The 26,463-nt window shown below is 57.3% G+C and carries 32 protein-coding genes and 1 tRNA gene; 11 read left to right on the forward strand and 22 right to left on the reverse strand.

Annotated features, from left to right (window positions below):
* Nucleotides 1-15 precede the first annotated feature (15 nt).
* A complete protein-coding gene (locus ACR0CZ_RS13370) occupies nt 16-345 on the reverse strand; it encodes a sarcosine oxidase subunit delta (protein WP_170396347.1) in 330 nt (109 codons plus the stop codon).
* An 88-nt stretch (nt 346-433) separates the two neighbouring features.
* Nucleotides 434-1,678 carry a sarcosine oxidase subunit beta family protein gene (locus tag ACR0CZ_RS13375; protein ID WP_170396345.1) on the reverse strand — a complete coding sequence of 415 codons (1,245 nt, stop codon included), beginning with the start codon at nt 1,676-1,678 and terminating at the stop codon, nt 434-436.
* Nucleotides 1,679-1,856: 178 nt separating this feature from the next.
* Between ACR0CZ_RS13375 and ccmI the strand changes: the two genes are divergently transcribed.
* The 3 genes from ccmI to ACR0CZ_RS13390 are packed head-to-tail and all read left to right on the forward strand — an operon-like array spanning nt 1,857 to nt 3,801.
* Nucleotides 1,857-3,077 carry a c-type cytochrome biogenesis protein CcmI gene (gene ccmI / locus ACR0CZ_RS13380; protein WP_170466350.1) on the forward strand — a complete coding sequence of 407 codons (1,221 nt, stop codon included), beginning with the start codon at nt 1,857-1,859 and terminating at the stop codon, nt 3,075-3,077.
* Nucleotides 3,074-3,538 carry a Holliday junction resolvase RuvX gene (gene ruvX, locus ACR0CZ_RS13385; protein ID WP_170403288.1) on the forward strand — a complete coding sequence of 155 codons (465 nt, stop codon included), beginning with the start codon at nt 3,074-3,076 and terminating at the stop codon, nt 3,536-3,538. Before ccmI ends, ruvX begins: the two co-directional genes overlap by 4 nt.
* A 17-nt stretch (nt 3,539-3,555) precedes the next feature.
* Nucleotides 3,556-3,801 (forward strand): DUF1289 domain-containing protein, encoded by a 246-nt coding sequence (locus ACR0CZ_RS13390; RefSeq protein WP_170466347.1) that lies wholly within the window; start codon nt 3,556-3,558, stop codon nt 3,799-3,801.
* On the opposite strand, the gene ACR0CZ_RS13395 is transcribed toward ACR0CZ_RS13390, so the two are convergent.
* From ACR0CZ_RS13395 to ACR0CZ_RS13425, 7 genes are all read right to left on the reverse strand, one after another.
* The gene (locus ACR0CZ_RS13395; protein WP_170466344.1) at nt 3,798-3,998 is read right to left on the reverse strand and encodes a hypothetical protein; all 201 of its coding nucleotides are present in this window, start codon (nt 3,996-3,998) and stop codon (nt 3,798-3,800) included. The two genes, ACR0CZ_RS13390 and ACR0CZ_RS13395, sit on opposite strands and share 4 nt — an antisense overlap.
* A 280-nt stretch (nt 3,999-4,278) precedes the next feature.
* On the reverse strand, nt 4,279-5,007 hold the full coding sequence (locus tag ACR0CZ_RS13400; protein WP_170466341.1) for a SpoIIAA family protein: 729 nt from the start codon (nt 5,005-5,007) through the stop codon (nt 4,279-4,281).
* A gap of 36 nt (nt 5,008-5,043) precedes the next feature.
* Complete coding sequence (locus tag ACR0CZ_RS13405; RefSeq protein ID WP_170466338.1) at nt 5,044-5,829, reverse strand: hypothetical protein; 786 nt, start codon at nt 5,827-5,829, stop codon at nt 5,044-5,046.
* Nucleotides 5,823-6,647, reverse strand: a complete 825-nt coding sequence (locus tag ACR0CZ_RS13410) for a sulfite exporter TauE/SafE family protein (RefSeq protein ID WP_170396331.1) — start codon at nt 6,645-6,647, stop codon at nt 5,823-5,825. The genes ACR0CZ_RS13405 and ACR0CZ_RS13410 overlap by 7 nt, the downstream gene beginning before the upstream one ends.
* A gap of 28 nt (nt 6,648-6,675) precedes the next feature.
* Nucleotides 6,676-7,695 (reverse strand): tRNA dihydrouridine(20/20a) synthase DusA, encoded by a 1,020-nt coding sequence (dusA, locus tag ACR0CZ_RS13415; protein ID WP_170396329.1) that lies wholly within the window; start codon nt 7,693-7,695, stop codon nt 6,676-6,678.
* A gap of 92 nt (nt 7,696-7,787) precedes the next feature.
* A tRNA-His gene (locus ACR0CZ_RS13420) sits at nt 7,788-7,864 on the reverse strand.
* Between the two features lie 47 nt (nt 7,865-7,911).
* A complete protein-coding gene (locus tag ACR0CZ_RS13425; protein ID WP_170396327.1) occupies nt 7,912-8,394 on the reverse strand; it encodes a GNAT family N-acetyltransferase in 483 nt (160 codons plus the stop codon).
* A gap of 78 nt (nt 8,395-8,472) precedes the next feature.
* Between ACR0CZ_RS13425 and ACR0CZ_RS13430 the strand changes: the two genes are divergently transcribed.
* The gene (locus tag ACR0CZ_RS13430; RefSeq protein WP_170396325.1) at nt 8,473-8,661 is read left to right on the forward strand and encodes a DUF6324 family protein; all 189 of its coding nucleotides are present in this window, start codon (nt 8,473-8,475) and stop codon (nt 8,659-8,661) included.
* On the opposite strand, the gene ACR0CZ_RS13435 is transcribed toward ACR0CZ_RS13430, so the two are convergent.
* Nucleotides 8,658-9,089, reverse strand: coding sequence for an MmcB family DNA repair protein (locus ACR0CZ_RS13435; RefSeq protein WP_170396323.1), 432 nt, complete (start codon nt 9,087-9,089; stop codon nt 8,658-8,660). The genes ACR0CZ_RS13430 and ACR0CZ_RS13435 overlap by 4 nt on opposite strands.
* Before the next feature lie 105 nt (nt 9,090-9,194).
* Here ACR0CZ_RS13435 and ACR0CZ_RS13440 point away from each other — a divergent pair, with 105 nt between their 5' ends.
* The gene (locus tag ACR0CZ_RS13440; protein WP_170396321.1) at nt 9,195-9,515 is read left to right on the forward strand and encodes a metalloregulator ArsR/SmtB family transcription factor; all 321 of its coding nucleotides are present in this window, start codon (nt 9,195-9,197) and stop codon (nt 9,513-9,515) included.
* A complete protein-coding gene (locus ACR0CZ_RS13445; protein WP_170396319.1) occupies nt 9,512-9,937 on the forward strand; it encodes an SRPBCC family protein in 426 nt (141 codons plus the stop codon). The genes ACR0CZ_RS13440 and ACR0CZ_RS13445 overlap by 4 nt, the downstream gene beginning before the upstream one ends.
* Nucleotides 9,938-10,152: 215 nt before the next feature.
* On the opposite strand, the gene ACR0CZ_RS13450 is transcribed toward ACR0CZ_RS13445, so the two are convergent.
* From ACR0CZ_RS13450 to ribB, 4 genes are read right to left on the reverse strand one after another with little or no spacing between them, the layout of a single operon-like run.
* Nucleotides 10,153-10,458, reverse strand: a complete 306-nt coding sequence (locus tag ACR0CZ_RS13450; protein ID WP_170396317.1) for a hypothetical protein — start codon at nt 10,456-10,458, stop codon at nt 10,153-10,155.
* Nucleotides 10,459-10,517: 59 nt separating this feature from the next.
* A complete protein-coding gene (gene nusB / locus ACR0CZ_RS13455) occupies nt 10,518-11,000 on the reverse strand; it encodes a transcription antitermination factor NusB (protein ID WP_170396315.1) in 483 nt (160 codons plus the stop codon).
* A complete protein-coding gene (locus ACR0CZ_RS13460; protein WP_170396313.1) occupies nt 10,997-11,548 on the reverse strand; it encodes a 6,7-dimethyl-8-ribityllumazine synthase in 552 nt (183 codons plus the stop codon). Before ACR0CZ_RS13460 ends, nusB begins: the two co-directional genes overlap by 4 nt.
* A 2-nt stretch (nt 11,549-11,550) precedes the next feature.
* Nucleotides 11,551-12,672 carry a 3,4-dihydroxy-2-butanone-4-phosphate synthase gene (gene ribB, locus ACR0CZ_RS13465; RefSeq protein WP_170396312.1) on the reverse strand — a complete coding sequence of 374 codons (1,122 nt, stop codon included), beginning with the start codon at nt 12,670-12,672 and terminating at the stop codon, nt 11,551-11,553.
* Nucleotides 12,673-12,991: 319 nt separating this feature from the next.
* On the opposite strand from ribB, the gene ACR0CZ_RS13470 reads away from it, so the two are divergent.
* Nucleotides 12,992-14,047 carry a phosphatase PAP2 family protein gene (locus tag ACR0CZ_RS13470; protein WP_480503369.1) on the forward strand — a complete coding sequence of 352 codons (1,056 nt, stop codon included), beginning with the start codon at nt 12,992-12,994 and terminating at the stop codon, nt 14,045-14,047.
* A gap of 3 nt (nt 14,048-14,050) precedes the next feature.
* Here ACR0CZ_RS13470 and ACR0CZ_RS13475 read toward each other — a convergent pair whose 3' ends face one another.
* Nucleotides 14,051-14,638, reverse strand: coding sequence for a riboflavin synthase (locus tag ACR0CZ_RS13475; RefSeq protein ID WP_170396310.1), 588 nt, complete (start codon nt 14,636-14,638; stop codon nt 14,051-14,053).
* A gap of 141 nt (nt 14,639-14,779) precedes the next feature.
* Between ACR0CZ_RS13475 and ACR0CZ_RS13480 the strand changes: the two genes are divergently transcribed.
* The 3 genes from ACR0CZ_RS13480 (at nt 14,780) to ACR0CZ_RS13490 (ending at nt 19,293) form a co-directional block, all read left to right on the forward strand.
* Nucleotides 14,780-16,078 (forward strand): capsular biosynthesis protein, encoded by a 1,299-nt coding sequence (locus ACR0CZ_RS13480; protein WP_170396308.1) that lies wholly within the window; start codon nt 14,780-14,782, stop codon nt 16,076-16,078.
* An 80-nt stretch (nt 16,079-16,158) separates the two neighbouring features.
* Nucleotides 16,159-17,292, forward strand: coding sequence for a polysaccharide biosynthesis/export family protein (locus ACR0CZ_RS13485; protein ID WP_170396306.1), 1,134 nt, complete (start codon nt 16,159-16,161; stop codon nt 17,290-17,292).
* 3 nt (nt 17,293-17,295) lie between these two features.
* Nucleotides 17,296-19,293, forward strand: a complete 1,998-nt coding sequence (locus ACR0CZ_RS13490) for a capsular polysaccharide biosynthesis protein (RefSeq protein WP_170466335.1) — start codon at nt 17,296-17,298, stop codon at nt 19,291-19,293.
* 3 nt (nt 19,294-19,296) lie between these two features.
* Here the strand turns inward: ACR0CZ_RS13490 and ribD are convergent, their stop codons facing one another.
* The 6 genes from ribD to ACR0CZ_RS13520 form a co-directional block, all read right to left on the reverse strand.
* Complete coding sequence (ribD, locus tag ACR0CZ_RS13495) at nt 19,297-20,397, reverse strand: bifunctional diaminohydroxyphosphoribosylaminopyrimidine deaminase/5-amino-6-(5-phosphoribosylamino)uracil reductase RibD (protein WP_480503370.1); 1,101 nt, start codon at nt 20,395-20,397, stop codon at nt 19,297-19,299.
* Nucleotides 20,394-20,864, reverse strand: a complete 471-nt coding sequence (gene nrdR, locus ACR0CZ_RS13500; RefSeq protein ID WP_039534475.1) for a transcriptional regulator NrdR — start codon at nt 20,862-20,864, stop codon at nt 20,394-20,396. The genes ribD and nrdR overlap by 4 nt, the downstream gene beginning before the upstream one ends.
* 119 nt (nt 20,865-20,983) lie before the next feature.
* Nucleotides 20,984-21,394 (reverse strand): secondary thiamine-phosphate synthase enzyme YjbQ, encoded by a 411-nt coding sequence (locus ACR0CZ_RS13505; protein ID WP_170466332.1) that lies wholly within the window; start codon nt 21,392-21,394, stop codon nt 20,984-20,986.
* A gap of 6 nt (nt 21,395-21,400) precedes the next feature.
* The gene (locus tag ACR0CZ_RS13510) at nt 21,401-21,802 is read right to left on the reverse strand and encodes a hypothetical protein (RefSeq protein ID WP_170396300.1); all 402 of its coding nucleotides are present in this window, start codon (nt 21,800-21,802) and stop codon (nt 21,401-21,403) included.
* Between the two features lie 77 nt (nt 21,803-21,879).
* Nucleotides 21,880-22,482: a DUF4166 domain-containing protein gene (locus ACR0CZ_RS13515; RefSeq protein WP_480503372.1), complete on the reverse strand. Its 603-nt coding sequence runs from the start codon at nt 22,480-22,482 to the stop codon at nt 21,880-21,882.
* Nucleotides 22,424-22,849, reverse strand: coding sequence for a DCC1-like thiol-disulfide oxidoreductase family protein (locus tag ACR0CZ_RS13520; protein ID WP_170396296.1), 426 nt, complete (start codon nt 22,847-22,849; stop codon nt 22,424-22,426). The genes ACR0CZ_RS13515 and ACR0CZ_RS13520 overlap by 59 nt, the downstream gene beginning before the upstream one ends.
* 339 nt (nt 22,850-23,188) lie before the next feature.
* Between ACR0CZ_RS13520 and ACR0CZ_RS13525 the strand changes: the two genes are divergently transcribed.
* Nucleotides 23,189-24,202 carry a helix-turn-helix domain-containing protein gene (locus ACR0CZ_RS13525; protein WP_170396293.1) on the forward strand — a complete coding sequence of 338 codons (1,014 nt, stop codon included), beginning with the start codon at nt 23,189-23,191 and terminating at the stop codon, nt 24,200-24,202.
* 183 nt (nt 24,203-24,385) lie between these two features.
* On the opposite strand, the gene rpoD is transcribed toward ACR0CZ_RS13525, so the two are convergent.
* Nucleotides 24,386-26,374 carry an RNA polymerase sigma factor RpoD gene (gene rpoD / locus ACR0CZ_RS13530; RefSeq protein WP_170396291.1) on the reverse strand — a complete coding sequence of 663 codons (1,989 nt, stop codon included), beginning with the start codon at nt 26,372-26,374 and terminating at the stop codon, nt 24,386-24,388.
* Nucleotides 26,375-26,463: the final 89 nt, after the last annotated feature.

A 26,463-nucleotide genomic window follows, 5' to 3' on the forward strand; every position in this document is an offset into this window, starting at 1 on the left:
GGATGGCTGTACGGATCATTTGTACTCTCTCCACGTCCAGCCGGGACGCTTGGCGGTGATGGCATCCTTGATCTCTTGCGGCGGCTCGGTTGTCTGCGCCGGATAGGTGCCAAAGACCTCAAGCGTGTTCGTACAGCGCGCGGCGTGGAACCACTTGCCGCACCCATTGGCATGGCGCCAGCGTTCGAAATGAACGCCCTTGGGGTTTTCGCGCATGAACAGGTAGTCGTGGAACTCATCATCTGACGAGCCCGGGCCATAACGCTTCAAATGCGCCTCGCCACCTGCAGCCAGTTCAGTTTCTTCGGCTTCGACGCCGCAATAGGGGCATTTCAAGATCAGCATGTGATCATCCTCTTGGCAGCAGGCGAGACGTATCTGCCTGCAGATTCTGCGTGACGGGCGTGCGAGATTTTTCGACGAAAAATCTTCATCAGTGCGCCACCCCGGCCGCGACGCTTTCGTCGATGAAGCGGCCTTCTTTGAAACGATCCAGCGAGAAGGCTTCGGTCAGTGGTGAATGCCCCGTGGCCATCAGCTGTGCCATGCCCCAGCCTGATCCCGGAATGGCCTTGAAGCCGCCGGTGCCCCAGCCTGCGTTGATAAAGCAGCCATTAAGCGGTGTTTTCGACAGGATGGGTGAACGGTCGCCGGTCATATCCACAATACCGCCCCACTGGCGCAGCATTTTCAGGCGCGAGATCATCGGGAAAGTTTCGACTAATGCGCGTACCGTTTCCTCGATATGGTGGAAGCTGCCGCGCTGGGTATAGTTGTTGAACCCGTCCGTGCCACCACCAATCACCATCTCGCCCTTGTCGGACTGAGACATGTAGCCGTGTACGGTGTTCGCCATCACAACGACATCCATGCAGGGTTTGATCGGCTCGGATACCAGCGCCTGCAGCGCGACGGCTTCCAGTGGCAGTCGGAAACCCGCCATCTCAGCCAACTGGCCGGAATGCCCCGCAACCACGATCCCCAGCTTGTCACAATCGATGGCCCCTTTTGTGGTATCGACCCCGACAACACGACCGTTTTCGGACCGGACGCCGGTGACTTCGCATCTCTGGATAATGTCCATACCCATGGCCGAGCATGCACGGGCATAGCCCCATGCCACCGCATCATGGCGCGCGGTCCCACCACGTTCCTGCCAAAGCCCGCCCAGAACCGGATAGCGCGGGCCTTCCAGATTAATGATCGGCACCAGCTCTTTCACGCGTTCGGGCCCAATCCATTCGGTCTGAACACCCTGCAGCGCATTCGCATGCGCAGTACGCTGATAGCCGCGAATCTCGTGCTGGGTCTGCGCCAGCATGATTACGCCACGCGGGCTGAACATGATGTTATAGTTCAGTTCCTGGCTCAGATCTTCGTAGAGACCGCGCGCCTTTTCGTAAATCGCCGCTGACGGATCCTGCAGATAGTTCGATCGGATGATGGTCGTGTTCCGACCGGTGTTGCCACCGCCCAACCAGCCTTTTTCTATTACGGCAACGTTCTGGATGCCGTAGTTCTTGCCAAGATAGTAGGCTGTTGCCAGGCCGTGACCGCCGGCCCCGACGATAATGACGTCATAGCGCTTCTTAGGCTCCGGCGAACGCCATGCGCGCTCCCATCCGGTGTGATAGCGCAGCGCTTCGCGCGCTACAGCAAAGGCTGAGTAGTGTTTCATGTGCGAATCCGTCCGGTCTTCGATGATTGGGCGCAGGTATGCCGTGCCCGTACATTTTAACCCTGCCGCGCAACGCCGCAATAATGCACTATTGCGACATGAGCGCCCTTCGCGGCTATTTGTCCCTTTTTTCCATGCGCCGACAGGTCTAAGTCAGGGCAACCATTTTGGAGGGACCATGCCATTCTGGGTTCTCATCTTCTTGATCGCGCTGCTGATCGCGATTTTCCTGGGTTACACGATGCTGCGCGGTCGTCGCGGCACCGGCCCGACAGCTGCTTATGATCTGCGAGTCTATCGTGAACAGCTAGCAGGCGTTGACAAAGACTTGGCGCGCGGCGTGATCGCGAAAGCTGATGCCGAGCGTGTACGCACGGAAATCTCGCGCCGTATCCTGGCCGCAGACGCGCAGATGCGCAATGAAGACAAAGGCACCGGGCCATCACGCTTGGTTACCATAATAGCGTTCCTCGCCATGGCCGCCGTTCTGGTTGGTGGCGGGTTGGCGATGTATCGCCAGTTGGGTGCTGCTGGTTTCCCTGACATGCCCCTTTCAGTTCGTCTGGAAATGGCAGAAGACCTGCGCGAAAATCGACCCAGCCAGGCTGAGGCCGAGGGCATTGCCACACCGCTCCAGACGCCTCCGCTGGACGAAAGCTATGCAACTTTGCTGAACCGGCTGCGCGAAACTGTGGCCGAACGCCCCGATGATCTGCAAGGCCATACCCTGCTGGCACAGCATGAAACCAATGCGGGGAACTTCAAAGCAGGGTATGAGGCACAAACCCGTGTGATCGAACTGTCGGGTGACAATGCCTCGGCTCAGGCCTATTCGGATCAGGCAGAGATGATGATTTTGGCCGCTGGTGGCTACGTCTCACCGGAAGCGGAAGCCGCCTTGCGACAGGCGCTTGAGCGCAATCAGCGCTTGGGTCCTGCCCGGTATTATTGGGGGCAGATGCTGGCACAGACCGGGCGGCCTGATATGGCTTATCGCGTTTGGGTCGAAACCCTGAATGACGCCCCGGCCGGCGCGCCATGGGCGAATGCCATCCGGTCACAGATCGATGAATTGGCATTCCGCGCAGGCGTGTTCAACACACCCGACTTTTCTGCTGCATCCGGCCCCAGCCAAGACGATGTAAATGCCGCTGCCGAGATGTCGCCAGAAGAACGACAAGAAATGATCCGCGGTATGGTCGATGGCCTTTCGGACCGCCTTGCGACCGAGGGCGGGACACCCGAGGAGTGGGCACGCCTGATTGCCGCCTTGGGCGTGCTGGGCGAAGGCCAACGCGCCATCAAAATCAGGAACGAAGCCAAGGAAGTATTTGCGGGTAACGCTGAAGCGTTGGAGATGATCGACGCTGCCGCGCTGCAGGCCGGAATCGCTCAATGATCCACGACGCGTTCGAAGACTTCGCAGCATCCCTGCCCCCAATGTCAGCCCTGATGGGGCTGGATCTGGGAGAAAAGACCATCGGCGTTTCCGTCTCGGACCGGATGCGCGGCGTGGCCACCCCGCTTGAGACGGTGCGACGCAAGAAATTCACACTGGATTCCGCGCGTTTGATTGAGATTGTGACCGAACGTGAGATCGGCGGCATTATCCTCGGACTGCCGCGCAACATGGATGGCAGCGAAGGGCCGCGCTGCCAGTCAACCCGCGCCTTCGCACGAAACATGACCCGTTTGACCGATCTGCCCATCGGTTTCTGGGACGAACGACTAAGCACCGTTGCGGCAGAAAAGGCACTGCTTGAGGCGGATACGACACGAAAACGTCGCGGACAGGTTATTGATCACGTCGCAGCAGGTTATATTCTGCAAGGCGCACTGGATAGACTGCGCTTTCTTTGACGGATCGGAAAACGCCCATGACGAATATGGTTTGGAAACGGGACGAGGTCGAAAGCCCTTGCATCCAAATCTGCGTAGTTCATCCGACCGAACGTATCTGCACCGGCTGCTACCGCACCATTGACGAGATCACGCGCTGGTCAAAGATGGACAGCACCGAACGGGCCGAAATCATGCAGGATCTGCCGGAACGCAAACCCCGTCTGGCAAAGCGCCGTGGTGGCCGTGCCGCCCGGCTGCAGGGTCCTGATCCGCAAGCCTAGTATTTTGGTCTCCGCGTAGGCTTAAGATCACTCAGAGATTCGTGATCCCGCAATTCAGAACCGAACAGTTTAACCAGCTCGTTCTGGGTTGTCGTCTTGGCAGGTCGCGGGCGCAACTCAGCTTCCAACTCGTGGCTTTCAGCCTGTTCGGGAATGTCCTTCGAAAGAATGCGCTTTAGTACTGAGCGAAAAATCATTGCTCTTCCAATATGTAATAAACGACGCGCCACTGCGGGACCGTTCCGAACACCGAGGGGGAAGAGTCCGGAAGCTGTGTTTGAGTGAGTGGTGGCCCACAGCGACGCGAAACAGCTTGTTGCCTCTCCCTCTAAATCCGGGACAGGTAAGGACTTTTTAAGTTATTTGACCAACCAGTCAATAATAGCGCTAACTTAAAGTTGCATTCCGTAACGTCAACGCAAAAAAGAACAATACCTATGATTACAAGGCATTGTTTCTGAAACATTTTTAGAGCATTTAGCCAGTCGCAAGCCAGGTTATTGCATTCTCGTATTCCTCCGCCGGGAAATACTGGGTCCGCGTTCCCAGAACATGACTGGCCATGCGTTGCGCCATTTTTTGCCATGTCTTGTCACCGACAATCGCTGCACGATCCAGCATCCCAATATGACCAGCCGCCAGTCTGAAATGGGCTGCCATTGCAGTCAGACCCTGCCAACCATCGAACTCGCGCAGATCGATCAACAGGCGAAACCCGTCACGTTCGCGCAACAGCGCATCAAGATCGGTTTGAGCCTGACCGTATTCCTGTGAATCCAGTTTTCCCATCAGGCGGATCTGCACGCAAGGTCCGCCCAGATCCGTCACGTGGATCGCCCCGAGAGATTCGCGCATCCAGCGACGCGCTTCCTCCACCTCATCCATTCCAAAAACGTGCACCGGGCAAGGCAGGATCGGGGCAGCCAGGCGGACGCTTGTTTGCACCCATCCCTGGTCCGCCACAACGCCAATCCGGTCGAATCCGCGCCAATGGCTGAGCCCCAACTTGGTATCGGACCATGCGGCACCCAGATCATATCCCTTGAACTCGGACCCAACGATCGCCAGCAGACGTATGGCGTCGTGCTCTTCCAATGCGGCCTCAATAGCGGGAACAAGCGTGCTCGCGTAATCTGCGCTAGTGACCTCGCCCGAAAGCTCGACCTCAATAAGGGCACCATCTGCATTCGTGTGAACCGTAATCATCGAACCAACTCTCCAAAGCCAAACAATGGCAGGAGGTTACGGGGATTCGAGCCATTGCGCTACACCACCAGGCAACTGAGGGCGGAAATAGGCGATCATCCGTCCATCCGGTCCAGCGCTGGCATTCGGACCCCATGGTGCAACACCATGCAGACAGTGGCGGTGCAACAGATAGGCTTCGCCCGGGCGCGCCGGTAGCTCGAGGCGCGGACAGGTCTCGAACACTTCGCGACGCGCAGCCTGATAGACATCTGTGATATCGGCCTCGCTCAATTCATGCCGCGGCACCTTCTTCATCGCGGCCCGAAAAGCATCGCCGAGGATTTTGTGGCTTCCCTCCCACAGCACCATTGGTGCTGCGTCCACACTGGCCTCGGTAAGTGGGATACCCAATATCCAGGCATGAGGTTCATCCACCCGCCGTCGTCGATCAGGGCCAGCTGGCTTGAGCCCGTCCACATGCGCCGCATCTCGCCGCGCACGATACCGCGCCGCAGCCTCGCTTTCGCCACGCCGGGGTTGAGGGTAGCCCGGATATATTACCGACACCTGCCCTTGGTGCAGATCAATCGATCCAAACTGCTGGTGTGCCAGTTCGATGGCCGCGCCCGCCAGTGCAGGCGAACCCGCGACCCTGCCCTGCACATCATTGTCCAGTGCATCAACGCCAATGAACCACGTGCCATCGCAATCGTGCCAAGCTGCATGAGCCGGATCGCTGACGGACGCACGCGCAGTGGGAAGAGCGTGCGCCACCCAATCCGCCAACGCTCCATCATAAGGAAACTTTACCCAACCTAGCTTGTAAAACGACGCTACCACCCCAACGCCTTTCTCAGCATATTCAGGGCAACCAGGGTAAGGAATACCGCGAAGACCCGCCTGAGCGGCTTCGGATCCATCGCATGCGCCAGCTTAACGCCCCACGGGGCGGTGATCATTGTCATCGCAACGACGATACCGAAAGCCACCAGATTGACCGCGCCAATGGTCAGCGGCGGGCGATGCTCCGGAGCGATGTTGAGAAATAAAAAACCCAGCACCGACGGTACAGCGATGATCACGCCAAAGCCCGCTGCGGTCGCAACCGCCCGGTGGATCGGAGTGTTATAAAGGCTCATCAATGGAACGCCGAAACTGCCCCCGCCAATTCCCATTAGTACCGACAGAAACCCGACCGAAGGCGAAAGCACAGCGCGGCGCAATCCCTTGGGCATTGCATCCCCCAACCGCCACTCGGATTTTCCCAAACCAAGATAGACGCCGATGACCATGCCGAGCATGCCGAACAGCGCCTGCAAAAACTCTGTCCTCAGAGCTGAAGCCACCAGAACACCGATCACCGCACCCACCGCTATGCCTGGCCCCCAGCCGCGCAGGATGCCCCAATCCACCGCGCCTTTCTTGTTATGGCTAAGAACCGATCGGATCGACGTTACAATGATCGTCGCCAGCGAAGTTGCGAGGCATAGCTGCATCAGCTGAGGCCCGCCATATCCAAGTGTCTGAAACGCATAGAAAAACGCGGGCACCAGAACGATTCCACCGCCAACGCCCAAAAGTCCAGCCAATACCCCGGCCAAAGCGCCGATCACAAGCAAAAGGCCCAGCATCTGGGCCAGCAACATCGTCTCGGGCATCATTCCCCCATAGCGGCTCGAAGCCGTCTTAGCCTACCTGTTCCACCTGCGATAGCGCAGCGACAGAGTCCAGAGCCTGCAGGATCACTTCTGGGCCGGCATTCTCGCGCACAGCACCTTCGGAGAGCATCCGCCGCCATCCCCGCGCACCGGGACGCCCCGCGAACAGGCCCAGCATGTGCCGCGTGATCTGGTGCAATCGACCACCGTCGACAAGATGCGCCTCGACATAGGGCAGCATATTTTGCACCACTTCAATGGGATCCGCGACACTGCCCGTTCCAAAGATCAACGGGTCCGCAGCCGCCAAAATATCTGTCGGTTGGTGATAGGCGGCACGACCGATCATGACACCATCAAGCCCAGCCTCCAGATGCTGTTGCGCCTGAGCAAGCGACGTAATGCCACCATTGATCGAGATGTGCATGTCCGAAAAATCAGCCTTCATCCGGTGCACAAGACCATAGTCCAACGGTGGAATATCCCTGTTTTCCTTAGGGCTTAACCCCTGCAACCAAGCTTTGCGCGCATGGATCGTCACCCGCTGACAACCGGCCTTGCGAATCTGGTCGAGGAAAGCAGGTAGCACTTCTGAAGGTTCCTGTTCGTCAACACCGATACGGCATTTCACCGTGACTTCGAGCTTCACCACCTCGCGCATCGCCGCAACGCATTCCGCGACCTTTTCGGGTGCGCGCATCAATACCGCACCGAATGTCCCTGATTGCACCCGGTCAGACGGACACCCACAGTTCAAGTTGATCTCGTCATATCCGGCTTCCGCGCCCAGCTTGGCCGCCTGCGCCAATTCCTGCGGGTCCGAACCTCCTAGCTGCAACGCAACCGGGTGCTCCTGAGGATTAAAGTCCAGCAGATGCAGCGCGCCGCCGCGCACCAAAGCAGGCGCTGTGACCATTTCAGTATAAAGCAAGGTCTCAGAACTCAGCAAACGATGCAGAAACCGGCAATTCTTGTCGGTCCAATCCATCATCGGTGCAACAGACAGTCTCGCACTTCTACGGACGTCTACAGGTTTCTTATCCGGCATATCTTGCTCATGTCATCGGAACGCAGCTTTCGCCAAGTACCGGGTATACAGAAAGACCTGCAACCGGCAAACCGTTCTTGGGTTTTGGGAGATGGTACCGCCTCCCTGGCTTGAACAGGGGACCTCTGGATCCACAATCCAGCGCTCTAACCAACTGAGCTAAGGCGGCACTTGTGAGGGGCGATTTAGCGAAGGCGTACGGGGATTGCAAGGGGATTAAAGCTGAATTCGCCAGCTTTGTTCGACCAGATCGACACCGAAGGAATGCACCGGCTTGCTGTCGACAAGCTCCCACCCAAACGCACGATACAGCCCGCAAGCGGCGGCGTGACTCTCATGGGTCCACAGCACCATCTGGCGATATCCTGCGTCGCGGGCGAAACCCATGCAGGCAGTCAGTAGCCGCTTGCCCAGCCCCTGTCCACGAGCCTCGGGCAGCAGCAGAAACAACCGCAGCTTGGCGGTTTGATCATCCAGCCTGACACAGAAAATACTACCCAAACGATCCCCGTCGCACTCGGCGATCCAGCCTTGTTCGCAAGTTGGATCATGATCCGCGGTGAATTCCGTCAGAATGCGGGCAACCAGCGGGCCGAAACTGTCATCAAACCCTTCGTCACGGGAATAGAGCAGGTCATGCTGTTCTACCAGCCACGGCGCATCCTCGGCGCGGAAAGGTCTGAGCGTTGCCGTCTCCATGCCCTATTTGACCCCATAGTCGGCTTGATTCTCAACCCATCGCGCGTTAGCACCAAAGCGCATTTCCCGGAGGCGAACATGAGCATCAATACCGAACGCGATATCGAAGCGAACCTGCAGATCGGCCCCACCGATCATGGTATGGTGCGGCTGTTCATTGAAGGTGCCGGAATTGAGATTCCAATGGATTTCGACCCCGAAGAGGCCGAAGAAATCGCCGAGGAAATCCGCGCCGCAGCCCAAGCCGCGCGCGCCATCAAAAGCTAAACCCTGGGGTCGCGCAAGGCCTGCAACCGACGTGCAGAATCCATCGCGAATTTCTGAACCATCTTTTTGCGCCGCGCCGGGGCCAGCTTGCTTTCTGGCCCCATACGGATGATTTCGGCATCATAGGCATCAGCGATGATCAAGCCTGTTTCCGCAGGCAGAAGCTCGGTCGGGAAATCCGTATCAACCGCCCAAAAGAATCGGTCACACCAGTCAAGATAGCCCTGCCATTTGGAATCCGACTGATAATCGGCGCGGCTGGATTTACACTCGACCACCCATATCTCACCCTTAGGGCCCAGCCCCATCACATCGACACGCAACCCTCGGGTGGGGACAAATTCTTCAATCGAAACATAGCCGTGGGTCAACAAGTGACGCGAAACACCACGGGCCAGCTTCTGTCCAGGCTGCATAATTAGTGTCATTCCGAGAATGTGAACAATTCATGAACAAAAATCAAGCAGCTTGACATAGTACCATTTGGTATCTCAATAATATAAAACCAAATGGTATCCAATAAGAGGTGCCCGATGAATACACAGACCCAAAACGCATTTCGCGCCCTGGCGGACCCGACCCGCCGCGACATCGTTCAGATGCTGGCAGCGCAGGATATGACGATCGCTCAACTAACCGAGCGTTTCGACATGACTCGCGCGGCCGTCAAAAAGCATCTGACCGTTTTGTCCGACGGAGGATTGATCACCGTCGAAGCTCGTGGACGCGAACGCATCAATCGCCTTGAACCCAAAGGAATGGCTCCGGTTCTGGACTGGCTCAGCTACTTCGACCGGTTCTGGGATGATCGCCTCGCAAATCTGAAGAAAGCTATCGAAGGGAATAAGAAATGACAGACGCAGTTTTGCAGAAAACAATCTTTCTCCGCGCTACGCCAGAAATCGTTTGGGACTATTTGACTGATCCCGACCGGCTGGCCGAGTGGTTTCACAAACCCGAACGTCCCCTTGCTGCTGGACAAAAGCTTGAGATGTTCGGGACGACCAGCGGCGACCTTCTGATTTGGGGTGAAGTGCGTGAAGCGAGACGTCCAGAGTATCTTGAATATACATTCACCATTAAACCGATGGGCGGCGCCGAAAGTGTGGTCAAGTGGACGCTGGAACCCGTCGCCGGCGGCACACGCCTTGGACTGCTGCACGAGGGCTTACCTCAAGGGGCTGACGCCTTTGGCCTGATCCTTTCGCTGGATGACGGATGGGATGAACATTTCGGCAAGATGCGCACCGCATTGCACGAAACTGTTGATGCTTAACCCCTTGTGCGAACCTGCTTCAGGCCCTACTTAGGCCCGTGGCGGGTTCTGCCCTTCTTGTGACAGGTAGCATTCTGGTGGCCTTAAGCAATTCCGAGGGGGCTGGCTCTGTTCAGGTCCTGGCCTGATTACCTGGCGCCCACCTGTACATACAGGTCCTCGGGAATCAAACCGCACGGTTGACTGGTGGTCCCGCCACATATTTACCTAATAAATCAGCGCCCTGCGCGCGCTTCCTGTTTGATCGGCGCAGGCCTCAAACCATGAGCAATCGGTGTTCCACCACGTGGTTTGTTCGGCTTCTCAGCCATGCTCATGATCGCATAGGCGAACTGCACACCCGCAAAGACGATCCCGTTCATGAACCAGATCATAGCCAACGCGATCAGACCAATTTCCGAACTGGTGATCAGATGCCGTAGATTGGCCACGTTGAGCGCCAGCAGCACCCCGACAAAGACGGCCGAGATCACAAAGCCACAGATGACTTGCGTAATGTAGAGACGGACCAGTTTGGGCATGGCGAACCTCCTTGCGCTGTGATGGTGAGTCTAGCGCATGCTGGGTCGCGGTAAAGGCGTCAGAACGCCTCGGGCTGGGCTTCGCGCGCCATGTGATCCAGCACAGCGTTCACGAATTTGGGCTCTTTGCCTTCCGGGAAGAACGCACGTGCGACATCGACGAATTCGGTGATCACGACCTTTGGCGGCGTGTCGCTCTGGGTCAACTCAGCCCCGGCCGCGCGAAACACAGCGCGCAGGGTCGGATCGATGCGCGCAATGGGCCATTTGGCGACCAATGCACGATCAGTCATCTGGTCGATGGTGGCCTGATAGTTCACGGCGTCATCCACCAATTTACGGAAGACACTGATATCGCCATCCAGCATCTCATCCCCCTCGTAGACCGCGCCAAACCGATGATCCAGAAACTCATTCACAACCTGTTCAGTCGTCTGGCCCGACTGCTCCATCTGGAACAGCGCCTGCACGGCATAAAGCCGGGCGGCGGATTTCATCAGGCGTTTCTGGTTGGCCGGTTTCGGCGCGTCTGTCTGGGTCATGCTGTCGTGGGTCCGTTGCTGTCGCCCGCCACAAGGATGGACTCGGACGGTGGCTTGAAGCCCACGCCCTTTTTGGAAGAGCCCCACTTACGGCTGAGCGCGATCAGATGCAAGGCCGCAGCCGCCGCTCCACCGCCTTTATTCATCTTTTCGGGGTTTGCACGTACCTCGGCCTGTTCGTCGTTTTCGACAGTCAGGATGCCATTGCCGATCAGCAGGCCCTGCAGGCCCATCAACTGGATTGCACGGCTAGAGTCGTTGCAGACGGTTTCATAATGCGTCGTCTCGCCCCGAATGACACAGCCCAACGCGACATAGCCGTCGTAGTTGCACTGACGGTCGGCCATGGCGATTGTGGTCGGGATTTCCAGCGCACCGGGCACTTCGACCACGTCGCAGGTTCCGCCTGCGGCCTCGATCTCAGCCTTGGCACCAGCGACCATGTTGTCAGCGATGGCACGGTAGAACGGAGCCACCACCAGCAGCAGTTTCACCGGCTTGTCGAAGCTGGGAGTCGGCAGAATGCCATGTTTGTCTTTTTCAGCCATTATCAGTCTTCCTTGAGGATCGAGCGGGTGCCGACGATTGACAGTCCAAACGCGTCGAGCCCCAGATACACGGTTTCAGGCGAGTCTGTCAGCAACACCAGTTCCTGAATACCCATCTTGGACAGGATCTGCGCACCCAGACCGGTTTGCTTGATCGTGCGCGGGCCTTCGTCGTCTGCGGCATACAGCGAATTTCGCGGCTGACGGAAAAGGCAAACGACGCCGCGCCCCTCGTCAGCGATCTTTTCCATCGCGCGGGGCAGCTCTCGTGACGATTTCGGGCCAAGACCCAGAATATCGGGCGCTTCATGCAGGGCGTGGGTCCGCGTCAGGACCGGCTCGGGTGTAGTGATGTCGCCCTTGATCATGACAACGTGTTCGATACCGTGGGTCTGGTCGGTGAAAATCCGCATCTCCCATTCGCCACCGTATTCGGAATTCACTGTCTCGCGCGAAGTTTCAACCACCAGATTGTCGTTACGCGAGCGATAGGCGATCAGATCACTGATCGTGCCGATCTTCATGTCATGCTCTTCGGCGAAGGCGACCAGATCAGGCAGGCGCGCCATTGTGCCATCGGGCTTCATGATCTCGCAGATCACGCCCGAGGGGTTCAGCCCGGCCAGACGCGAGATATCAACGGCGGCTTCGGTATGCCCTGCACGCACCAATACACCGCCCCTTTTGGCGCGCAAGGGGAAGACATGGCCTGGGGTCGCTATGTGAGCCATAGTGTTTTGCTCGTTGATCGCGGTCGCCACCGTTAGTGCGCGATCAGCGGCCGATATTCCCGTCGAAACTCCCTCGCGCGCTTCTATCGACACGGTGAAGGCTGTCTCATGACGCGACGAGTTGTTCACCGCCATCATCGGCAGGCCCAGGCTATCGATCCGTTCCGCTGTCATCGGCAGGCAGATCAACCCGCGCCCATGGGTCGCCATGAAATTGATCGCCTCTGCATCAGCGAACTCAGCCGCGATCACCAGATCACCCTCATTCTCGCGGTCCTCATGATCCACAAGAATGTACATCCGGCCCTTTCGGGCCTCGTCGATGATTTCCTCGATCGGACTGATCGCCTCGCGCAATTGGGCCTCTACCGGTCCGGGGGTTTCAAAACTCATAGGGCAGCCTTTCGCACAACGGGTTTGAATGGCGGGATAGACCAGAGTGGACGCAAAGACCAGCCTGTAAGCACTGCGAGATAGATTGATATGCCCAGCGCTATAGGGCCAGCGATGAAATCTGGTGCCAACTCAGTTTACCAATCCTATGCGCCAGTTTTGACTTAGGCCTTTTCTGCGCATTGTTGCCAATAGCTTAACCTTTAGGCCGGTTGCGTGAACTTTGTCCACAAATTGCCCCAATTGGGCCCTTGGATCGCCTGATATCCTGGGCACCAGTCATTGTATAATGTCCTAGCTAGACGAGAATTTGAGCCCAGTGTCTAAGACCGCTGATCTGCCCGCTGCAAATTTCGTGCGTGTAAGCGCCCTTCGGCGAAACAGGCTGCTGCTATCACTCATTGCACTGCAGATGGTCTATGCCATTGCCGTTAGCATCTATGTAGGACGGTCATATTGGGATTTTTCGACCTCTTCCCTGATTGTCATCTCAGTTCGTCTGCTTGGTTTCATGTTCGCAAATTTCGTTCTTTGGCGACTTGGCGTTGCCATGTTCGTCGTGCGACCCAAAAAGCCAATTCAATGGATGTTGCAAGATCTGCGATCCAAGATGGCAGATGTTGAAAAAGCGACCGATGCGGTTATCTGCTTTCTCAGCATCGTCGCTCTTATCCTGACCTATACCTTCCTGAAGAACGAAATACATGCTGTGAATCCGACACTCTGGGATGAGCAATTTGTACAATGGGACCGGTTTCTGCACGGCGGCGTCGATCCGTGGACCTTGCTATGGCCCATTTTGGGATCCCCGATCGTAACCACTGCGATAAATGGCGCCTATCACATCTGGTTTCCCATGATTTACATCGCGGTTTGCGTCGCCTGTCTGGACCGCAGTGACCCGAACCGCAGCACCGTTTTTCTGGTAGCGTTTGCTCTGTGCTGGTTTGTAGGCGGCAATGTGATTGCAACCATCTTTGCCTCGGTTGGTCCCGTTTACTACGAACCCTTCAATCTTGGCTCTGACTTCGTTCCGCAGATGGAGTTGTTACGTAAATCACACGAAATCAGCCCGGTCTGGGCGCTGAATGTGCATGAAATGCTGTTGGATGGTTATCGGAATAATGGGCTAGCAGGCGGAATCTCGGCGATGCCCAGCATGCATGTTGCCTCTACTGTGCTGCTGGCGTTCTACGGCTTCACCTATTCGCGTTGGCTCGGCTGGGCGCTGTCGGTGTTTGCCTTCATCATCTTATTAGGCTCGGTTCACCTCGCCTGGCACTACGCCATCGACGGGTATGTCTCAATCCTGCTGGCTTCATGCTTCTGGTGGCTGTCCAAGAGGCTGACGGCCAAATTTGGACCTTCCACCTGAAGGTCAGGACATCTCGGCCAGTCGCGCGACGTATCGGGCCAGAGTATCGATCTCAAGGTTCACGCGATCACCAACCGAGACGTCACCCCATGTGGTGACCTCTTTGGTGTGGGGAATGAAGTTGATACCAAAGTCACACCCGTCCACATCATTAACCGTCAGCGATGTGCCGTTCAGCGCGACGGACCCTTTCGGAGCGATAAACCGGGCCAGATTGGCCGGCGCCCGCAATGTCACCCGCGTGCTGTCACCCTCGTCTATCACAGAGACCACCTCTGCCACGCCATCCACGTGGCCCGAGACGATGTGCCCTCCCAATTCATCCCCGACTTTCAAGGCACGTTCCAGATTGACGCGCTTGCCCACCTGCCAACTGTCCAGATTGGTTTTCGAAACCGTCTCAGCGCTGATCTGCACATCATACCAATCATCGCCCAACGCGATGACGGTTAGGCAGACGCCATCACTTGCGATTGAAGCGCCAATATCAATGCCCGCCGTTTCATAGCTTGTCTTGATCCGTGCCCGCAGGTCGCCCTGCTGGTCCAGTTCGGTAACGGTGCCAATATCGGTGACGATCCCTGTGAACATATCATTAACCCTCTGAACCTAGCTTCAATAGCCGAGGTAAAGGCACGCAGCTCTACCGGCAAGCCCTGCCTTGCCGTGAAAACGACAAAGAGGCATAATTTTATACAAACGCACCACAAGGCCACTAGACGAGCAGATTGCATGGCACCCTTGACCGCTTGCCCCGACCAGCGTGTGTTCCTGTTTCTACAGGGACCGCATGGTCCGTTCTTTAACGCGCTTGGTCGGATGCTGCGGGCTGCGGGTGCTCAGGTCTGGCGGGTCGGCTTCAACGCGGGCGATCAGGCTTTCTGGGGCGACAAATCCAGTTACATTCCATATCGCGGCGCGCCAGATGATTGGCCGGAGACCTTAAGCGAATTGCTCACCCACTATGATGTGACCGATATCGTGCTCTATGGCGACACCCGGCCCGTGCATGCACGAGCAGTTGAGATTGCCAAAGCACACGGGATCACGGTTCATGTGTTTGAAGAAGGCTACCTGCGCCCATGGTGGGTGACGTATGAACGAAACGGGTCGAACGGAAACTCACGCCTGATGGAACTGGATGTGGCGCAGATGCGGACGGCGCTGGAACAGTCCGAAGGGCACGCACCCCCACCGCCTTCCCATTGGGGCGATATGCGCCAGCACATCTTTTACGGTGCCCTCTATCACTGGTTTGTGCTGTTTCTGAACCGCAGATATCAGAAATTCCGACCCCATCGAGAGCTGCCGGTTTCGAAAGAGTTTCGTTTGTACTTCAAACGTCTGAGTCTGATGCCCATTCACAGGCTACAGCGGGGTTGGGCCACAGCACAGGTCAGATGGAGCGGTTTTCCATACCATCTTGTGTTGCTTCAATTGGGCCATGACAGTTCGGTGCAGTACCACTCGGATTTTTCCTGTATGTCCGAGTTTCTCGAATTGGTGATCGCCGGATTCGCCAAAGGCGCCCCTGCGCATCAACACCTTGTCATCAAGGAACACCCGCTTGAGAACCACCGTGAACCGCTGCGGCTGCGGGCGCGCCAGCTTGCGGCACAGCACGGCATCACAAACCGAATTCACTATGTGCCCGGTGGTAAGCTGGCCAGGTTGCTAGACGATGCAAAATCCGCCGTGACGGTAAATTCCACGGCAGGCCAGCAGGTTCTATGGCGTGGCATACCTTTGCGAATTTTTGGGCAGTCGGTTTATGACAAGCCCGAATTCGTATCTCGGCAATCGATTGAGGCATTCTTTGCCCAGCCAGATGCCCCGGGCGGCAAGGCCTATCGGGCCTATCGCCAATTTCTTCTGGAAACCTGCCAAGTCCCCGGGGGGTTCTATTCTCGCCAAGGGCGTCGTCAATTGCTGCGGCGGGCGGCTGACATGATGCTATCGGCTCAGGACCCCTATCAAGGGTTGCTCTCCGATAAAGAGGCCACAACGCCACAGTTGCGCGTTGTTGAATGATCGCGGGCAACCTGCTGCTGGATGTTTCGAAGCGATGCGGGTAACCTTCACAAAACAAAGACGATTGAGGTAAATCGGCAGTGCAGCGCTTTCCTACCCGATGGATCCGGGGGGTTTCCCTTGTGGCGACCCTTGGCCTGCTGGCAGCATGCCAGCTTCCCAAATCCGGGCCGAACAAAAACGAAATTCTAGCCGGGTCGGTCGAAAACGGGGGTAACGCCTTTGTGGTTGAGGTCGACGACCGTGTTGCGCGGGCCACATCGGTGATTCCGCAATACGGGTTTTCGAAATCCTTCCGCAGCGCGCAAAGCGTCGCATCCGATACCGTACGCCCCGGCGATATTCTGAGTCTCAGCATCTGGGAAAATGTCGAGGATGGGTTGCTAAGTTCCGCAGCCGGTGGCGCAACCGTTCTGGATCAGGTGCAGGTCGACAGCGAAGGTTACATATTTGTTCCTTATGCAGGGCGGCTGCGTGCAGCGGGCAATACGCCCGAACAGCTCCGCACGTTAATTTCCTCGAAGCTGGAGGAACAGACTCCGGATCCGCAGGTCCAAGTGTCGCGCACTCCGGGCGATGGGTCGACCGTTTCTCTGACCGGAACTATCGGCGCGCCGGGAATCTATCCGATTGAGCGACCGACTGGCTCGTTGTCGACCATGCTCGCGCAAGCAGGCGGGGTGGCAGTTGCATCCGATATCGCATTGGTCACTGTGATCAGGGGCAAGCAAAGAGGAACCATCTGGTACGACGATCTGTTCCGCAACCCGGAAACCGATATCGCCTTGCGCGGCGGCGATCGCATTCTGGTCGAACAGGACAGCCGCTCATACATCGCGCTGGGCTCGACCGGCGGGCAATCCCGCGTGGCCTTTGAAAGTCAGGACCTATCCGCCCTTGAGGCGCTGGCTCAGGTCGGAGGCTTACAGCCGCTATCCTCAGACCCGACAGGTATTTTTGTTCTGCGTGAGGAACGGCAGGATGTGGCGCGCAATGTCATGGGACGTCCCGAGCTACAGGGTGATCAGCGCATGATCTATTTGCTGAACCTGACCGCGCCCAATGGCCTGTTCATCGCCCGCGATTTCGTGATCCGAGACGATGACACGATATACGTCACCGAGGCCCCATATGCACAGTGGAGCAAATCTGTCTCGCTGATTGCTGGAGGTCTGACGCCATTTGCGAATGTGGCGACGCTTACGGGTAACTGATGAATGCTCTCTGAATCGGAGAACACGGCCGGGGGCGAACGCTCCCGGCTTTTTGTTTACAACGGTGGGTTCCTGACACAGTCGCGGCTGCGTCGTATATTATCTCTGGCCGGGTATGACATCCGGCTTGGTCTGCCACAGCCAGACGATCTGGTCGGGGTCTGGGGCAACAGCCCGACAGCCCATCGGGGAATGGGTATCGCGCAGAAACGCGATGTGCCCGTCCTGAGGGTCGAAGACGCGTTCCTGCGGTCTCTGCACCCTGGACGAAGCGGTGAGGCACCCATGGGTCTGTTGTTGGATCGATCGGGTCTGCATTTCGATCCGAGTGTGCCTTCGGATCTGGAAACTCTGTTAGCCACGCATCCGCTGGACGACACCGCCCTGCTGGATCGCGCGCGAGGCGCAATCGCGCGCATCCGAGAGCTGAATCTGAGCAAATACTCGGCCTTTGACCTTGATCTGACGCCTCCCGATCCTGGCTACGTTCTAGTGATCGACCAGACGCAGGGAGATGCTGCCGTCACCGCAAGCAACGGCGACTATGCACGGTTCCGCGAGATGCTGGTAATCGCGCAAGAGGAAAACCCCGGCGCACGCATCCTCATCAAAAGCCACCCCGAAACCACGGCAGGCCACCGCAAGGGATACTTTTCCGATCAGGATCTGAGTGACAGAATATCGATCCTCGACAGCCCCATAAGTCCATGGTCGCTGCTTGAAGGGGCCATCGGGGTTTACACGCTGTCCTCGCAGATGGGATTTGAGGCGATATTGGCCGGGCACAAACCTCGCGTGTTCGGGCAACCATTCTACGCTGGGTGGGGGCTGACGCAGGATGATGCCCCCCTGCTCCGTCGCCAACGGAATCTTACGCGGGCGCAGCTTTTTGCCGCCGCGATGATCCTGTACCCGCGCTGGTATGATCCCTACAATGATCGTTTGTGCGAATTGGAATGCGTGCTCGATACGCTTGAGGCGCAAACCCGAGCCTGGCGGCAGGACCACAAAGGCTGGACCGCCTCCGGGATGCGGGTATGGAAACGCCGCCACCTGCAACGCATGTTCGGCCAGCACGGCAAGGTGCGTTTCGTGGCCGAGCAGCCAGAGAATACCAAACAACCCCATATGGTTTGGGCCAGCCGGGCCGGTGAGACGCTGAATGCAACCCGAATCGAGGATGGCTTTTTACGATCCCGCGGGTTGGGCGCGGAGCTGGTGCCGCCGCTATCGCTGGTGACCGATGATATCGGCATCTACTACGATCCTACGCATCCCAGCCGCCTGGAGGAATGGATCACCAAACGCGAAACTTTGCGCCCTGATCAGAGGCTCCGCGCCGAACGGCTGACAGCCCGATTGCTGGCCGAAGGACTAAGCAAGTACAACATCGGCCACCCTGCCCCGGACCTGCCGACTGGCCACCGGATTTTGGTGCCGGGTCAGGTTGAAGATGACGCCTCAATCCGGCTGGGAACGAGCAACATCCGCACCAATCTCGATCTGCTGCGCGCAGCGCGCGAGGCCAATCCCGACTCTGTGTTGATCTACAAACCGCATCCGGATGTTGAGGCTGGGTTGCGCGATGGCAAGATCGAAACCGATCTGGCCGATGTCATTGTAGAAGGCACCGATCCTGCCACCCTGCTTGGACAGGTGGATGAGGTCTGGACTATGACATCTCTGCTGGGGTTCGAGGCTTTGCTGCGTGGCGTCCGGGTCACCACACTCGGCGCTCCGTTCTACGCCGGTTGGGGGCTGACAACGGATCTGGGGGCAGTGCCTGCGCGACGTGGCGCGCGGCCTTCGCTGATGGGATTGGTGCACGCAACGCTGATTGACTACCCCCGCTATCTCGATCCGGTGACGGGACAGACCTGCCCCGTCGAAATCGCGGTCGAACGGCTTGCGCAGGGCACACCATCCCCTACCGGACCCGTAAATCGCATCTTGTCCAAATTTCAGGGCGCGCTGGCGACGCATGCGCATTGGTGGCGCTGAAGGCTAGTGCGTCACGCGCGCCCAGCGATGTAGGATATCGCCGCCAACGACCTGTGTCTCGATCAGATCAAATCGGGGGGCAGTATCCAGAGTATCAAGCCTCAGTGCCCCGATCGCGGACAGCCCTTCTGCCCCGATGGTCAGCCCTGCTATAAAACCGACCAACTCATCGACCAGATCGCCCTTTAGCAAAGATGCAGCCAATGCTGATCCGCCTTCGCAAAAGACACGCGTCAATCCGGCCTGCCCGAGCTGCTGCAACAGATCAGCCGCATCCACGTGATGACCATCCAGCGCACAAGGGATCAGACGGGCACCCAACCCCTCCCACGCACGCGCACGCTCGGGGTCTGGGTGGGGGCCGTGACAGAGCCAGATAGGGATATCGGACGCGGTTCGCGCAAGTTGCCCCATCAAGGGCAGATCCAGATGGCGCGAGACCACCACGCGCACCGGCTGATGCTGCACGCCCAGATCACGAACCGTCAGCGACGGATCATCGGCGCGCGCTGTTCCTGCTCCGACCATAACCGCATCGTGGCGCGCACGCATCGCATGCACCGCGCGGCGAGCATTTGGACCTGTGATCCACTGACTGTGCCCGGTTTCCGTGGCAATCCGTCCATCAAAGCTACTGGCCATTTTCAAAGTCACAAACGGGCGGCCTTGCTCGGTTTTCAGGAAAAACCCTGCGTGATCGCGGGCCGCCTGTTCCGCCAGAACGCCGGTGGTGACCTCAATCCCGGCCTCGCGCAACAGGGCAAACCCTTGCCCAGCGACCCGAGGATCGCTGTCTTCGATCGCCGAGACCACACGGGTAACACCGGCCGCAATCAGCGCTTCGGCACAGGGCGGCGTCTTTCCGTAGTGTGAACAGGGTTCAAGCGAGACATAGGCGGTGGCACCTCGCGCGGCCTTACCCGCCTGCGTCAGAGCCATAGGTTCTGCATGCGGACGACCCCCGGGCTGCGTCCAGCCGCGACCAACGATGCGTTCATCGCGCACGACGACACACCCGACGGACGGATTCGGCCAGCAGGTGCCTTGGCCGCGCCGCCCCAATGATAGGGCCAGCGCCATATATCGCTTATCTGTATCGCTCACTCATCCGTCGAAGGTTGCGGCGGGCGCAACTCGTGGACAAACTCCTCGAAATCATCGGCCGCCTGGAAATTCTTGTACACACTCGCAAAGCGAACATATGCGACCGTATCAATCCGGGCCAGCGCTTCCATTACAATTTCACCGATTTTATTCGAAGGGATATCGGTTTCCCCCATGCTTTCAAGACGGCGCACGATACCGGAGATCATCTGATCAATCCGATCGGGATCAATGGGCCGCTTCTGCATCGAAATACGGATCGAGCGTTCCAGCTTGTCGCGGTCGAAGTCTTCGCGCTTACCGTTGGTTTTGATGACGACCAGATCACGCAGTTGCACGCGTTCATAGGTGGTGAACCGTCCGCCGCAGGCCGGGCAGAACCGCCGTCTACGGATCGCGACGTGATCCTCTGCCGGGCGTGAATCTTTGACCTGAGTATCGATATTTCCGCAAAACGGGCAGCGCATCCGCCGTCTCCTCGTCCCTAGCTGGCCACTTTTTGTAAGCGCTGCGGCTTACTTATCCACAACTATAGGACAGCCTCTAGGGTTTGGGTAGTCGGAATTTTCCACCCCAATATAAAGCGTCACCCAAAATGCGCAGCGACCTTTCTTTCATGCGGCGCGTTGCGGTGTTCAAACAGATATATCCCTTGCCATGTGCCCAGCGCAGGCACCCCACCTGATACCGGTATCGACAGCGAAACAGGCATCATCGCGGCCTTGATATGGGCGGGCATGTCGTCCGGCCCCTCATAGGTGTGGCGCAGATAAGCCATCGACGGATGATCCGATTGCGGCACCAGCCGTTCAAAGAATGCGCGCAGATCAGTCTGCACCTCGGGGTCGGCGTTTTCCTGAATAAGCAGCGAACAAGAAGTGTGGCGCACAAAGAGCGTCAGCAAACCGTCCGAAACCGGCCTCAGCCAACTGCGCAAAGGGGCGGTAATCTCATAGAGCCCCACGCCCTGTGTCTGAATCGAGAATTCTGTCTGCATCGCAGGTCAATTGATAAACGGACGGACGCCGCACCGTGCATTTGCGCCCTGTACCGACATGCTGTCACCCGGCTGGAACCCGGCTGTGACCGAAAAGCTGCCTTTCTGCGGGACATTGGCGGGTTGTTTCAGTGTGAACTGTACCGCCGTCCGGCGTCCCGTTGTCACGCTAGGGCCGTAGCCGCGCAGAACGTAGATTTGTTGCTGCCACCCAGCACCCAATTTCCGGCGGGCAAAATCAGCAGCGGCGCACCAATATCCATCAGTATCCTGACGTGCCCTTGGAATGACCTCGAAGTCTGTGCCGCTCATCGGTTCTGTTCGATAACCGTTCGGCGCTGCATCGACGACGCCCGCAGAGCTGGTCATAAGCATTGCTGCAAATGCGCAAAGTATTATCTGTTTCATCGTGACCATCTTCCTGTTTCCATGTGAAATATAGACTAGTGCGTCGCCATCGTCAGCACAGCGAACTAACGATCATGTCAGCTTGACCCACGTGGTTCGTGAACAGGCTCTAACCATCCCTGATAGCGGATCAGGTGTCCCAATCCCGGTGCTGTCGCCGAAATGTCAAAGCGAAACCTCAATTGTGCGTCCTCAGCCTCGGTCGATCCGGAACGTGGCAAAAGAAACCCCGGACACGGAATGCCAAATAAAGCGAGGCGGCGGATCTCAATGGTCAGCCCCTTATCAGTTCGCACCGGCTGCAACCATATTGTCAGCCCGCCGATCTGTTCCCGCACCATGCCACACAGCGGATCAAAAGTGATCCGTGAACGCGTTTTGTGGCCTGCGAAATCCCGTTCCCATTGCCAATATGCACCGGACTTTCGGATCGTAAGGGTGACCGGCAAATCTTCGCCCGCAGGTGGAAATCGTCCGATGCGAAGTGCCAGAGCGACCAAAACGCCTCGGCCACGCTGAATGCTGCATCGACCAGAGTAGCGACCTTCCCCGCTGTGCAAATCCCTGACCAATCCAGGCACAGCTTCATCTATACCCAGCGCCTGCAGGAATGGATCACGATCAGAATCCATCTTGGGCAAATCGCGATCTGAGAGAAGGATCAGGAACCAGGCACTCATCCCGCCGCCCAAATAGCGCATATCTGTTACGGGCAATCATCCGGTACAGCGGGTTCTTCAGAAACCTCGGCAGGTATCGACACAAGGACAATACCCGCCACGGAACATATAATGCACGCATCGCAGCGGCAAATGCGTCGAGATTTTGGTGCACCTTTCCTTTGACGATCACCAAATTGGTTTCAAATTCGTCTGTCGGCAGGTTCAGGAGAGTATAAAGCTGCTGCCCAAGCGGTGACTGCGCAGTTGCAAATAGAAATTTCTGATCTCGATCATGGCGCAACATGAAGTGAAAAAACCCTGAACACAGCACGCATTCACCGTCGAAGACGATCAAATCTGTATCGATGGAAAGATCATCAGCCACGAGAGATCAAGAAATAACAAAAGGTTCCCCGTGATGCTGTCACGTCGAATGCGCCGCAGCAATGCGACATGACTTACCAGAAGAATGAGAGGGGCGTGCCGGGGAACCCGTTGAAACGGCTTGGTGGACCGCTCGCTCAGGCTCTGACCTTTTCCCCAAAAGGCGCTGACCCGACAACACCGGTCATGTAGCTATTGGCCAAGGCTACGGACATGGCCATTTCTGCCATATCTTTGCGAGTTGCGGTCAATTCCTGGGTATCAGCACCGAGGCTGGCGCATTGCCACGGTTTGCCGCTAGGGTAACGGTATTACAGTAACGCGTTTTTTGGGCTGGGTGATGGACGTCGACATTTCACGCATTCAATTGCTGACACGGACCCTTGAGGATCACGCAAGCGCGACCGTGGTGGAACAAGTCCTGAGTGACTGCGCATTGACCCGCAGCGATATTGAACCGCCTGCCAAAAGGTACAGCGCCCACAAAGAAGCGCTGTTTGTCCGACACGCCTGCGATGCACTTGGCGATATCACCTTTGGGGCACGGGCGGGTCTGGAATTCAGTTCTTCTTCCAGCATTACGGCCTATATTAGCAAGTACTCTCGTGATCTGAAGCAGGTGATCGAGAATACGGCGCGGTTTCATGGCATTATCGACCCGGCCCTGGCCTTCAATCTGCGCCTTTCAGGTAACGCTGCCTCGCTTGAGGCCGATTGGAAAGACCCGAGCTTTTCCCGCTATCATCGGCGGACCGAGTTCCTGCTGTTTGGCGCGATCGCCCGGATGCGGGCGTTGACTCAGTTGAATCTGAATCCGATTGAGATACGGTTTCAGCACACAGTTGGGCAACACCAAGCCACCTACCAGAAAATCGGAGGTTTCCCAGTTACCTTCGGGGCCGAACGCTTGGAAATCATCCTGTCGCTGCCCTCGCTGGAAACACCGATCCCGACCTACGACCCTAGCCTGCGCGCGCATTTGGTTGAATTTGGCGAACGCCTGCTGGCCGAAAGACAGTCGCCAAGACAGAAAACCCGAGCACAGATCGAAGGGTTGATCACAGATGCGATGCCGGGGGGAATCGTACAGGTGGACGACGCCGCCTCCCAGCTCGGCCTAAGCCCTCGAACACTGGCTCGCCGCCTAGCTGATGAAGGCACCTCATATCGTGAGATTGTTGAAGATTTACGATGTGACCTGGCGCAGACCTTTATCAAGAACGGTATGCATCTGTCCGAAATCTCGTATTCGCTCGGTTATTCCGATCAGGCTGCGTTTTCCACCGCCTTCAAACGTTGGACGGGTCAGGCCCCGACTGCTTTTCGCAAACGTGTCTCTCATCCGCTTTCATGAAGCTACAACGTGGCCGGGGGTCATCAGCCCAATCACCTCGCCCCGGCCTGTCCATGAGTGGACAGCGGCGATATAAAGATGGCATCGCCGGACTCCTTGCGAATTCCCGCCAATTTGATTTGAAGTTCAGTCATTGTGAGCGGGCGAAAGAAAAAAGCGCCTCGGGATGAGGCGCCTTTCGATTTACTGATCCAGGAAGGACCGCAATTTACGCGACCTACTCGGGTGTTTCAGCTTACGCAGCGCCTTCGCCTCGATCTGGCGGATACGTTCGCGCGTCACGCTGAACTGCTGACCGACCTCTTCCAGCGTGTGGTCGGTGTTCATGCCGATGCCAAAGCGCATCCGCAGAACCCGCTCTTCACGCGGGGTGAGAGAGGCCAGAACCCGTGTGGTGGTTTCCTTGAGGTTTTCCTGAATGGCGCTGTCCAGTGGCAGCACGGCATTCTTATCCTCGATGAAATCACCGAGCTGGCTGTCTTCCTCGTCGCCGATGGGCGTCTCGAGGCTGATCGGCTCTTTGGCGATTTTCATCACCTTGCGCACTTTCTCAAGCGGCATTTGCAGCTTTTCAGCCAGTTCTTCCGGCGTTGGCTCGCGGCCGATTTCGTGCAGCATCTGACGACCTGTCCGGACCAGCTTGTTGATCGTTTCGATCATATGCACCGGGATACGGATCGTGCGCGCCTGATCCGCGATCGAACGCGTGATCGCCTGACGGATCCACCAGGTCGCATAGGTCGAGAACTTATAGCCCCGGCGGTATTCGAACTTGTCCACCGCCTTCATCAGGCCGATGTTACCTTCCTGAATAAGATCAAGGAATTGCAGGCCGCGGTTCGTGTACTTTTTGGCAATCGAGATCACCAGACGCAGGTTGGCCTCGACCATTTCCTTCTTGGCTTGCCGCGCCTCTTTCTCACCCTTTTGAACCTGCTGCACGATGCGGCGGAATTCAGGGATATCGAGACCAACATATTGGCCAACCTGAGCCATGTCGTTGCGCAGTTCCTCAACCTTTTCGGTCGAGCGTTCGATGAACATCTGCCAACCCCGACCCGGTTTCTCGGCCATTTCGGCCAACCAGTTCGGATCCAGCTCGCGCCCACGATAAGCATCGATGAACTCGCGACGGTTGATGCGAGCCTGGTCAGCCAGTTTCACCATCGAGCTGTCCAGTGACATAATCCGGCGATTGATGCCATAGAGCTGGTCGATCAGAGCTTCGATCCGGTTGTTGTGCAGGTGAAGACCATTCACCAGTTCAACAATCTCAGCGCGCAGCTTCTGATAGGTTTCTTCGTCCTTCGCGCTGAAAGTGCCATCCTCATTCAGCGTCGCAGAAATCCGGCTGTCCTGCATTTCGGACAGCATTGCGAAGTCGGTCGAGATGCGTTCCAGCGTGGTCAGAACCTGATCCTTCAGCGCTGCTTCCATCGCGGCCAGTGACATGTTGGCCTGATCGTCGTCATCATCGTCATCATCGTTGGCGATCGGGTTGCCGTCAGCGTCAAGCTCCGGCCCCTCATCCTTGGCAGGCTTGGCCGCCTGCACCGATGAGGTATCGACAACCGGCTCTTCAACCTCGCCGTCTTCATCCATCTGGTTGCCGAAAGTGGTTTCCAGATCGATGACGTCCCGCAGCAGAATGTCTTCGGACAAAAGTTCATCATGCCAGATGGTGATCGCTTGGAAGGTCAGCGGGCTTTCGCACAGACCAGCGATCATGGTGTTCCGACCGGCTTCGATCCGCTTGGCGATAGCAATCTCGCCCTCGCGGCTCAGCAGTTCGACTGAACCCATCTCACGCAGATACATGCGTACGGGGTCATCGGTGCGATCCAGCTTTTCGGTTGCAGCACCAGCCAGCGCAACCTCGCGCGGACCTTCGGTGGTGACCAGTTCGGTCGAGCCTTTGTTTTCTTCTTCTTCGGCTTCTTCATCTTCGATGATGTTGATGCCCATCTCGGACAGCATCGACATAACATCTTCGATCTGTTCCGAGCTGACCTGATCAGGCGGCAGAACCTGATTGAGCTGGTCGTAGGTGATGTAACCTTTCTCGCGAGCCTCGGCGATCATCTTCTTGACCTGGGCCTGGCTCATGTCCAGCGAGATTTCCTGTTCCTGCTCGTCGGATTTGCGGTCTTCGTTCGTATCCTTGGCGGCCATTCAATGCTCCTGCAGGGATGGGTGATTCGTTTGAACCGAATCATTAGCGCGTAGAAGTGATTCGGCCACCCGTTTACCCGTTTTTCTTT

The organism is Ruegeria sp. H9 (genome assembly GCF_056532915.1).

Coding starts and splice junctions, on each gene's coding strand:
- ACR0CZ_RS13370 (WP_170396347.1), bottom strand. CDS start 345: ATGCTGATCTTGAAATGCCCCTATTGCGGCGTCGAAGCCGAAGAAACT.
- nrdR (WP_039534475.1), bottom strand. CDS start 20,864: ATGCGCTGCCCGTTTTGCGGAAATATCGATACTCAGGTCAAAGATTCA.
- ACR0CZ_RS13440 (WP_170396321.1), top strand. CDS start 9,195: ATGAATACACAGACCCAAAACGCATTTCGCGCCCTGGCGGACCCGACC.
- ACR0CZ_RS13505 (WP_170466332.1), bottom strand. CDS start 21,394: ATGCAGACAGAATTCTCGATTCAGACACAGGGCGTGGGGCTCTATGAG.
- dusA (WP_170396329.1), bottom strand. CDS start 7,695: ATGCCGGATAAGAAACCTGTAGACGTCCGTAGAAGTGCGAGACTGTCT.
- ACR0CZ_RS13430 (WP_170396325.1), top strand. CDS start 8,473: ATGAGCATCAATACCGAACGCGATATCGAAGCGAACCTGCAGATCGGC.
- ACR0CZ_RS13460 (WP_170396313.1), bottom strand. CDS start 11,548: ATGGCTGAAAAAGACAAACATGGCATTCTGCCGACTCCCAGCTTCGAC.
- ACR0CZ_RS13510 (WP_170396300.1), bottom strand. CDS start 21,802: ATGAAACAGATAATACTTTGCGCATTTGCAGCAATGCTTATGACCAGC.
- ACR0CZ_RS13435 (WP_170396323.1), bottom strand. CDS start 9,089: ATGACACTAATTATGCAGCCTGGACAGAAGCTGGCCCGTGGTGTTTCG.
- ACR0CZ_RS13475 (WP_170396310.1), bottom strand. CDS start 14,638: ATGTTCACAGGGATCGTCACCGATATTGGCACCGTTACCGAACTGGAC.
- ACR0CZ_RS13450 (WP_170396317.1), bottom strand. CDS start 10,458: ATGCCCAAACTGGTCCGTCTCTACATTACGCAAGTCATCTGTGGCTTT.
- ACR0CZ_RS13515 (WP_480503372.1), bottom strand. CDS start 22,482: ATGAGTGCCTGGTTCCTGATCCTTCTCTCAGATCGCGATTTGCCCAAG.
- ACR0CZ_RS13445 (WP_170396319.1), top strand. CDS start 9,512: ATGACAGACGCAGTTTTGCAGAAAACAATCTTTCTCCGCGCTACGCCA.
- ACR0CZ_RS13400 (WP_170466341.1), bottom strand. CDS start 5,007: ATGATTACGGTTCACACGAATGCAGATGGTGCCCTTATTGAGGTCGAG.
- ACR0CZ_RS13390 (WP_170466347.1), top strand. CDS start 3,556: ATGACGAATATGGTTTGGAAACGGGACGAGGTCGAAAGCCCTTGCATC.
- ACR0CZ_RS13410 (WP_170396331.1), bottom strand. CDS start 6,647: ATGCCCGAGACGATGTTGCTGGCCCAGATGCTGGGCCTTTTGCTTGTG.
- ACR0CZ_RS13525 (WP_170396293.1), top strand. CDS start 23,189: ATGGACGTCGACATTTCACGCATTCAATTGCTGACACGGACCCTTGAG.
- ACR0CZ_RS13395 (WP_170466344.1), bottom strand. CDS start 3,998: ATGATTTTTCGCTCAGTACTAAAGCGCATTCTTTCGAAGGACATTCCC.
- nusB (WP_170396315.1), bottom strand. CDS start 11,000: ATGACCCAGACAGACGCGCCGAAACCGGCCAACCAGAAACGCCTGATG.
- ribB (WP_170396312.1), bottom strand. CDS start 12,672: ATGAGTTTTGAAACCCCCGGACCGGTAGAGGCCCAATTGCGCGAGGCG.
- ACR0CZ_RS13425 (WP_170396327.1), bottom strand. CDS start 8,394: ATGGAGACGGCAACGCTCAGACCTTTCCGCGCCGAGGATGCGCCGTGG.
- rpoD (WP_170396291.1), bottom strand. CDS start 26,374: ATGGCCGCCAAGGATACGAACGAAGACCGCAAATCCGACGAGCAGGAA.
- ACR0CZ_RS13490 (WP_170466335.1), top strand. CDS start 17,296: ATGCTCTCTGAATCGGAGAACACGGCCGGGGGCGAACGCTCCCGGCTT.
- ccmI (WP_170466350.1), top strand. CDS start 1,857: ATGCCATTCTGGGTTCTCATCTTCTTGATCGCGCTGCTGATCGCGATT.
- ACR0CZ_RS13375 (WP_170396345.1), bottom strand. CDS start 1,678: ATGAAACACTACTCAGCCTTTGCTGTAGCGCGCGAAGCGCTGCGCTAT.
- ACR0CZ_RS13480 (WP_170396308.1), top strand. CDS start 14,780: ATGGCACCCTTGACCGCTTGCCCCGACCAGCGTGTGTTCCTGTTTCTA.
- ruvX (WP_170403288.1), top strand. CDS start 3,074: ATGATCCACGACGCGTTCGAAGACTTCGCAGCATCCCTGCCCCCAATG.